Annotated in this window: 10 protein-coding genes; all 10 read right to left on the bottom strand. The window is 75.1% G+C overall.

The features are described from left to right. A partial coding sequence (locus E1293_RS41865) for a LysM peptidoglycan-binding domain-containing protein (RefSeq protein WP_481726112.1) occupies positions 1 to 906 on the bottom strand: 906 nt, incomplete at its 3' end. A gap of 100 nt (positions 907 to 1006) precedes the next feature. Continuing rightward, positions 1007 to 1438: a TadE/TadG family type IV pilus assembly protein gene (locus E1293_RS41860; protein WP_243717373.1), complete on the bottom strand. Its 432-nt coding sequence runs from the start codon at positions 1436 to 1438 to the stop codon at positions 1007 to 1009. Then, the gene (locus E1293_RS41855) at positions 1435 to 1881 is read right to left on the bottom strand and encodes a TadE family protein (RefSeq protein ID WP_243717370.1); all 447 of its coding nucleotides are present in this window, start codon (positions 1879 to 1881) and stop codon (positions 1435 to 1437) included. Before E1293_RS41855 ends, E1293_RS41860 begins: the two co-directional genes overlap by 4 nt. Continuing rightward, positions 1878 to 2315: a TadE family protein gene (locus E1293_RS41850; RefSeq protein WP_132204858.1), complete on the bottom strand. Its 438-nt coding sequence runs from the start codon at positions 2313 to 2315 to the stop codon at positions 1878 to 1880. The genes E1293_RS41855 and E1293_RS41850 overlap by 4 nt, the downstream gene beginning before the upstream one ends. 6 nt (positions 2316 to 2321) lie before the next feature. Then, a complete protein-coding gene (locus E1293_RS41845) occupies positions 2322 to 2540 on the bottom strand; it encodes a Flp family type IVb pilin (RefSeq protein WP_132204856.1) in 219 nt (72 codons plus the stop codon). A 46-nt stretch (positions 2541 to 2586) separates the two neighbouring features. Beyond that, positions 2587 to 3504 carry a type II secretion system F family protein gene (locus E1293_RS41840; protein WP_207939415.1) on the bottom strand — a complete coding sequence of 306 codons (918 nt, stop codon included), beginning with the start codon at positions 3502 to 3504 and terminating at the stop codon, positions 2587 to 2589. Further along, on the bottom strand, positions 3501 to 4478 hold the full coding sequence (locus tag E1293_RS41835) for a type II secretion system F family protein (protein WP_132204854.1): 978 nt from the start codon (positions 4476 to 4478) through the stop codon (positions 3501 to 3503). The genes E1293_RS41840 and E1293_RS41835 overlap by 4 nt, the downstream gene beginning before the upstream one ends. Continuing rightward, the gene (locus E1293_RS41830; RefSeq protein ID WP_132204852.1) at positions 4478 to 5779 is read right to left on the bottom strand and encodes a TadA family conjugal transfer-associated ATPase; all 1302 of its coding nucleotides are present in this window, start codon (positions 5777 to 5779) and stop codon (positions 4478 to 4480) included. Before E1293_RS41830 ends, E1293_RS41835 begins: the two co-directional genes overlap by 1 nt. Further along, positions 5780 to 6682 (bottom strand): hypothetical protein, encoded by a 903-nt coding sequence (locus E1293_RS41825; protein WP_243717366.1) that lies wholly within the window; start codon positions 6680 to 6682, stop codon positions 5780 to 5782. Between the two features lie 2 nt (positions 6683 to 6684). Then, a partial coding sequence (locus E1293_RS48155; RefSeq protein ID WP_165978645.1) for a CpaB family protein occupies positions 6685 to 7536 on the bottom strand: 852 nt, incomplete at its 5' end.

Raw genomic sequence — 7536 nt, 5'->3', positions numbered from 1 at the left:
GGGGGTGGCGGGCGGCGCCTGCGTCGCGGGCGGCTGGCTCGGCTGGGCCTCCGGCGGCGCGGGCCGCTCCGGCTTCGGCTCGGGCGCCGGCTGCTTCGGCTTCTCCGGCTCGTCCGGGGCGGCGTGCCCGAAGCGGAAGTAGTCGTGCAGGTCGTCGGCCGGGATGACCTTCGCGTGCCTGGCGTCCGCCGGCATCTCCAGGATCCAGCCGGGACGGATCAGGCTGGCGATCGTCAGGCGCGTCCCGTCCGGCTGGATGTGGCCCTTGTTGAGGGAGTAGATCTCCTTGTACCGGCGGCCTTCGCCGAGGCACTTCTCGGCGATCTCCCAGAGGCTCTCGTGGTGCCGTCCCTCCGGCGGATGCACCCGGTAGATCTTGGTGGTGGCCGCCTTCTCCGCCGGGCTCGAGACGGAGGTGTCGGGGAGCCGGGTGGTGGCGGCGGGCTGCGCGGGCGCGGCCGGGAGCCGCTGGAACTCCTGCGCCTGCGGCTGCACCCGCACGGCGGGCGGATGCTGGGAGAGCCCGCCGGAGAGCGCCGGCATGATCGCGGTGGTGGCGCTGAACAGCAGCAGCGCGGCCACGACGAGCCGGTGGACGAGCGACTGCGTCCCGCCCGCGAGCGGCACCCGGGCGGGCACGCCGACGCCGCGGATCCCCGCGTACACCTCGACGACCACGCACACGGCGAGCTGGAGCCAGGCGAGCCACACCAGGGCGACGAGGATCGCGATGAGCGCCCCGGGCCCGACCTTGTGGGTGAGGTCGGACGCGGACGGCACATGGTCCGGCAGCGGCGACCCGAAGAGCGTGATCAGTGCGAACGGGACCCCGGCCATCAGTGCGGTCAGCGCGACGAGTGCGCCGATCCCGGCCAGCACGTCGCCCGTGCTGCGGCCCTTGTTCACCCGGACTGGTGTCCTCTGGCTCTGCCGCGTCACCATCGCGCCCCTGCCGTTCCCCGGTCTCCGGACGTCGTCCTCATCGTAGGTCGGTTCTCGCCGATGCTCACGGGTTTCCTCCCGGGCCGCCCGTGACGGGGCGGGCGGTCGCGCCGGACGTCAGCTGGAACTCGCCGAAGCCGGGGATGATCCCGAGGAACTGCGGCCGCACGCTGATCCGCACGGTCACGGCCACCTCCTGCTCGTCGGCGTCGCACTGGGACCCCGTGACCTGGTCGCCGTAGGACGCGACCAGGTCGCACGCCGCCGCGCGGGCGCGCCCCGGGTCCAGGACGGGCCTGCCGGTCTCGCGCAGCGCGTCGGTGTCGATCTGGTCGGCGCCGGCCCGCGCCGCCTGCTCGGCCATGTCGGCGGCCCGCTGCCGGGCGTGGATGGCGAGCCCGCCGTCCACGAGCAGCCCGGCCAGCATGAAGACGATCGGGGTGAACAGCACCGTGTACATCGCGATCGTGCCCCGGTCGCGGGGCTCGCCGGTCATGGCGCGTCTCCGGGGGGCCCGCCGTCCGTGCCGCGGTAGCTGAAGGTGTCGATGGGCGCGATCGCGTGGCCCTGGAGGCGTTTGCTGCCGGGCAGCCCGATGAACGCGAGGTCTCCGAGGTCGACGTCGCAGGTGATGGTGACGCCGACGCGTCCGCCCGGCCCCCAGTCGGACACGTCGGTCTGGACGCCGGGGCCGCCGGCGCACCAGTCGGTGCCGCGCAGCCCGGCGGCGGCGGTCTCGGCGGCGAGGCTCTGCGCGGACGGCGCGCTGCGCGCGATGGACGCGGCCCGTGCGGCGTCCCGTGCGGCGCCGTCGACCTGGCTCTTGGCGTCCACCATCCGCCCGGCGCCGGCGAGGAACAGCAGGAACGCGATGAAGACGGGCGTGACGAGCACCATCTCCAGCGACATCGACCCGCGCTCCGGCGTGCGGTCTCTCATTGCGCCGCCCCCTGCTGGCAGGCGATGCCGGAGCCGACGTCCGGCCGGAAGCACTCGATCGGCCCCTGCGAGCGCTGCGACACGTGGAACGTCATGAACGGGACGACCTGGACCGCCTCGCCGCTGACCTCGACCCAGCGCTCGTCGTTCTCCTCCCCCGCCGTGACCTGCAGCCCGCTGAGCAGGCCCGGCCCGATCTCCTGGACGCTGCCGGCCGCCTTCGTGGTGGCGGCGCCCTCCCAGCCGCCGCCGACCGGGGACGTGCGCGCGACCCGTGCGCCCGATTGCGCCGCCGCGAGCGCGACGTGCCGGGCGTGGAACACCATGGCGAACTGCACGACGACGAGCATCACGAGGATGAGGAGCGGTGTGAGCAGCGCCCACTCCATCGACGACGCGCCCGAGTCATCCGGCCGGGCGTTCAAGGGCCGCATCGGGGGTCAGCCCGTGTTGATGCTGTTGGCCTTGTCCTGGATCTTCTTCTGGATCACCGCGCCGATCGTGATCGCGATCAGCGCGAGGATCGCGGTGATGATCGCCCATTCGATGGCGGACGCGCCGCGGCTGCGCTCCTCCTCGTCGGCGTCCCGCAGCCGGGCGATCCTGGCGCCGAGCATGGCGCGCAGATAGACGACGATCGGATCGTTCAGCGGATTCATCGTGACACCTCCAGGTGGTTCGGGGGCGGCCCATCGGTACGGGACGTCATGAGGCGAGGACCCGCATCAGGGCCGGGTAGGCGAGGAAGACGAGGAAGCCGGCGCACAGGAACAGCTGCGCGACGAGCATCGACTGGGAGCGCTCGCCGGCCTTGCCCTCCAGCTCCGACAGCTCGCGGCTGCGCATCGACGCGGCGCGGGCGGCGAGGGACTTGCGGACCTGCGCGCCGTCGTCGGAGACGAGCGCGAGCGCCCCGGCGAGGTCGCGCAGCTCGGCGATGTCGAGCTCCTCGCCGAGCCGGCCGAGCGACTGCCAGGGCGTCTGCCCGGTGATGCGGGCGTTGGACAGCGCGTCCCGGATGCGGTGCATGGCCCAGCCCTCGCCGACGTTGGACGCGGTCATCAGCGCCTCGGGGACGCCGCGCCCGCCGGCGAGGTTCATCGAGACGAGGTCGAGGAACGCGCCGACGACGTGCCGGAAGTCCTGCCGGCGGGCCTGCGCCTCCTGCCGGAGCTGCATGTCGGGGAAGAAGAAGAACAGCACGGCGAACAGCACGCAGATCCACGCCGGGACGGCGACGGACGAGCCGAGCCCGAGCAGCGTGAAGTAGGCGACGATCAGCGGGATGAACAGCAGCGCGGCGGCGGGCAGCAGGAACTTCGAGGCGAGGAACGCCTCCAGCGACCGCTCGGTGATCGCGAGGTCGGCGCGGATCCCGCGCAGCCGCCAGCCGCGCGCCTCGCAGAACCGCGCCAGCTCCCGGCCGACCCGCGCGCGCATCCCCCCGACCTTCTCCAGCGTCGGAGACATCCGCCCGGCCTGCTGCTCCTCCAGGTCGCGGCGGCGGGTGGCGTCGAGCGCGGCCATCCGGGCGGCGAGGCCGGGACGGGCCGGGAACAGCGCCCGGACGAGCGCGTACAGGCCGAGGCCGACCACGGCGCCCGCGATCATCGCGCCGGTCACGGGGCACCGCCCCCGTCCGGGGCCTGCCGGGCGCGCAGCGGCAGCTCCTGCGGGCCGCCCGTCTTGCTCTGCCAGCCCGCGACCGTGCTCGGCACCTCGCCGGGCACGCCGGGCTGGACGGTCTGCCGCGGCTCGCTGAGGAACCGCCCCGGCAGCTCGTACCGCGACAGGCGGCGCAGCCACAGGAACGCGGCCCCGTACAGGGCGACGACGAGGCACAGGACGAGCTGGCCGAGGAAGTCGTCGTACGGCTCGACGTAGGAGTGGTTGAACACGGCGAGGGCGAGGGCCGTCCCGACGGAGACGGCGACGACGATCCGGACGCTGCGGCGGGTGGCGCGCCGGTCGGCCTCCACGCGGCGCCGCATGTCGAGTTCGGCGCGGGCGGAGGTCGCGAGGGCGCTGAGCATGTCGCGCAGGCCGGGGCCGCGCAGCTTCGCGTTGAGGATCAGCGCGGCGATCACCAGGTCGGCGGACGGGTCGTCGAGGTCGTCGGCGAACCGGCGCAGCGCCTCCGGCATCGGGACGCGGGTGTGCAGCCGGTCGACGAGGCTCCGGAGCGGCTGCTGCAGCGCGGGCGCGGCGGCGCGCTGCGAGGCGGGGATGGCCTGTTCGAGGCCGACGGCGCCGGCGATGGTGTCGCGCAGCGACTCCGTCCAGCCGGCGAGGGCCTCCAGGCGCGCCATGCCCCGGCGTTCCTCGGCGGCGCCGCCCGCAAGGCCGTTCCAGGCGAGGACGAGGGCGGCGGTGCCGGCGGCGGCGATCGGCCAGCGCGTCACGATCAGGACGAGGAAGCCGACGATGACGGCGACGGCGGTGCGGGTCGTGAGGGTGCGGACCAGGTCCTCGCGGCTGCGGCCCCGCGCGGGCCTGGGCCGCGCGGGCAGCCCGCGCAGCGCGACGACCAGCAGCAGGAGCCCGCCGCCGACCGCGGCGCCGGTGACGATGGCGAGGAGCAGGTCCGGCGTGTACATCACCAGCCACCCCCCGCGGCCGGGTCGTAGCCGGTCTCGGCGAGGTCGGCGGCGCACGCGATCGGCGCGGCCGGCACCGCGTGCCCCGCGGGCCCGAGCGCGAACACCTCCGACGACAGGACCCGCCCGTCCACGCCGGTGACCTCCCGGACGCTGGCGACGTAGCGGCGCAGCCGCCCGCCGGAGGCGTAGTCGTTGCGCTTCTCGATGAACACGACGAAGTCGATCGCGCCCGCGATCAGCATGTGGGTCGCCTCGACCGGTAGCCGCTCCTGCGACTGGATCGCGTACGTCGCGACGCGGTTGAACACCTCGACGGAGGAGTTCGCGTGGATCGTCGACAGCGACCCGTCGTTGCCCTGCGTCATCGCGTTCAGCATCGTGACGATCTCGTCGCCGAGCACCTCGCCGACGATCACGCGGGACGGGTTCATCCGCAGCGACCGGCGGACCAGCTCCGCCATCGAGATCGCGCCCTGCCCCTCGGAGTTCGGCAGCCGCTGCTCGAACGCGACGCAGTTCGGGTGCAGCTCGGGGAACGCGTCCAGGCCGAGTTCGAGGGCGCGCTCGACGGTGATGAGCCGCTCGTCCTGCGGGATCTCGTTGGCGACGGCGCGCAGCAGCGTCGTCTTCCCCGCGTTCGTCGCCCCCGCGATCATGAGGTTCTTGCGGGCCAGCACCGCGGCGCGCAGGAACTGCGCGATCTCCTCGCTGAACGTGCCGTTGCCGACGAGGTCGGCGAGGAACACCTTGCCGAGGCGGGCGCGGCGGATCGACAGCGCGGGCCGGACGGTCACGTCCATCACGGCCGACAGCCGGGAGCCGTCCGGGAGGCGCAGGTCGAGCTGCGGGTTCGCGGTGTCGAACGGGCGCGACGACAGCCCGCTGTAGGCGGCGAGGATCTGGATCAGCTCGACCAGCTCCTCGTCGCTCTCGGCGACCGGCTCGCCCATCACCTCGCGGCCGTCGGCGTACCCGATGAACACCCGGTCGCAGCCGTTGATGTCGATGTTCTCGATCTCGGGGTCCTCGAGGAGGGGCTGGAGCCGGCCGACGCCGAACAGCGCGGCGTGCACGCCGGCGGCGAGCGCCTCCTCCTCTTCGGCGTTCGGCGGGCGGCGGCCCGAGGTGATCTCGCCGCGCGCGAACTCCTCCAGCACCTGGCCGATCAGCGCGCGGGCGAACTGCCGCTCGTCCTCCCCGGACATCGGGGGCAGGCCGTTGGCGGCGTCGAGCCGGCGCTGCTGCGCCAGCCGGTCGCCGACCTCCTGGCGGAGGCGCTTGACGAGCCCGTGGTCCATCTAGTGCCTCCCCTCGTCGAGACCGCCGGCCGGGACCTGCTGGGGCGGCGCCTGCGCGGGCGGCGGGACGTCGCGGCGCTCGGGCGGCGGCGCGGACGGCGGCACGGGGAGGCGGCCGGCGATCTCGCCCGCGACCTCCCGGGCCGACCGGATGAGCAGCGAGCGGTCGAGCCGCCCGCCCCAGCTGCCGGACAGCAGGTCGGCGCCCTTCGGGTCGAGGGCCAGGCCGCCGAGGACGGTCACGTCCGGCGGCGGGGGCCCCTCGGCGGGGCCGGAGGGGCGGCTGCGCAGGCCCGCGAGGATGCGGTCGACCTCGGCGATCGAGCCGCGGAAGTCGCGCGGGTCGGCGAGCACCAGCACCCCGACGGGCGGGCCGCCGCGCAGCTCCCCGGTCAGCGCGGCGACGCGCTCGCGCAGGTGGGCGACCTGTTCGAGGGTGGCGCGGGTGAGCAGGACGACCAGGTCGGCCTCGTGCATCAGGTCGGTCAGCGGGCTGCCCGCGCCGAGCCGGCCGCAGTCGGCGAGCACGTCCACCGGGGCGAGGCCGGCGAACGCCCGGCCGAGCGGGCCCCACAGCCAGGTCATCGCCTGCGCCTGCTCGGCGTTGGTGAGCCCGACGAGCACGTCGAGGCCGCCGACGAGCCGCTGGCAGTGCTCGGCGACCTGGTCGGGCCGCAGCCCGCGGCGCGCCGTGGCGGCGAGGCTGAGCAGCCCGCGGGACGGGTTGAGCGTCCCGCCGCCGCCGTCCGCGGGGTCGCCGGCGGGCAGCCGGTAGACGAGGTCGCCGCCCGCCTGGTCGCACTCCGCGACCAGCACCGGGCGCGGCCACACGGCGCCGAGCGCGACCGCCGCGGTCGTGACGCCCGGCGCCCCCTTGTCGGCCGCGAGCGCGATCAGTGCCACCGTCAGTTACCGCCCGTGCCGGGATTCTGGGTGCCGCCGCCCTGCCCGCCGCCGGTCTGCCCGCCGTCGGGGACGGGCTCGACACCGTTCTGGTTCTCGTTCTGCTTGGCGGGCTTCTCGGTGTTCGGAGGCTGCGCGGGCGCCTGGGTCCCGGGCGGGATGAGCGCGAGCGCGATCGTCCCGGCGGAGGCGGCCTGCGTCACCCCGGCCACGTCGGCGGGCAGGACGGCGACGTCGACGCTGGTCTGCTCGGACCGCAGCCGGGTCGGGCCGCCGCTGTCGCCCCGGCCGACGTTCAGCACGACCGCGTCCCGTGCGAGGACGGTCCCGGGGCGCGGCCCGCCGTCCGTCCCGCCGCCGACCGCGTAGAGCATGACGTGCCTGCCGGGGTCGACCTCGGCGGACGGCAGCTGGCCCGGTTTGAGCGCGAGCCCGACGGTGAGCCGGCCGTCCGCGGGCGCGCCCGCGGGGACGATCATCGAGTTGGTCAGCAGCGCGCCCGGCACCAGCCGGACGGCCGCCGCGCGCTGGGTCACCTTCGTGCGCTCGGACCAGGCGAGGTACTGGATGCCGGTGTCGCCGATCTGCACCTCCTGGAGGGCGCTCGCCGGGATCTGCTGCCCGGCCGCGACCGGCTGGGCGATCCGGATGGCCGACACCCGCTCGCCGCTGGCCATCACGAGGTAGGCGCTGGCGAGGGCGCCGCCGAGGATCAGCAGCACCGCCAGCGCCGCGAGCGCCGGCTTGCGTTCCCGGGGGGACGCCGGGAGCCGCTGGCCTCCGGAGGTGCCGAGCCCCGACCGGCCGAGCCCCGCCGTCCCGCCGGACGAGCCCGCCGCACCACCGCCGGAGAC

Origin of the sequence: Actinomadura darangshiensis (genome assembly GCF_004349235.1) — a bacterium.
In the GTDB taxonomy this organism is placed as follows: domain Bacteria; phylum Actinomycetota; class Actinomycetes; order Streptosporangiales; family Streptosporangiaceae; genus Spirillospora; species Spirillospora darangshiensis.
Note: the sequence above shows the minus strand (reverse complement) of the source record. Positions and strands in the feature narration are given on the sequence as shown.

What these genes read in the sequence shown, in the direction of transcription:
- E1293_RS41860 (WP_243717373.1), bottom strand. Translation starts at nt 1,438, where the DNA reads ATGACCGGCGAGCCCCGCGACCGGGGCACGATCGCGATGTACACGGTG.
- E1293_RS41855 (WP_243717370.1), bottom strand. Translation starts at nt 1,881, where the DNA reads ATGAGAGACCGCACGCCGGAGCGCGGGTCGATGTCGCTGGAGATGGTG.
- E1293_RS41850 (WP_132204858.1), bottom strand. Translation starts at nt 2,315, where the DNA reads ATGCGGCCCTTGAACGCCCGGCCGGATGACTCGGGCGCGTCGTCGATG.
- E1293_RS41845 (WP_132204856.1), bottom strand. Translation starts at nt 2,540, where the DNA reads ATGAATCCGCTGAACGATCCGATCGTCGTCTATCTGCGCGCCATGCTC.
- E1293_RS41835 (WP_132204854.1), bottom strand. Translation starts at nt 4,478, where the DNA reads ATGTACACGCCGGACCTGCTCCTCGCCATCGTCACCGGCGCCGCGGTC.
- E1293_RS41830 (WP_132204852.1), bottom strand. Translation starts at nt 5,779, where the DNA reads ATGGACCACGGGCTCGTCAAGCGCCTCCGCCAGGAGGTCGGCGACCGG.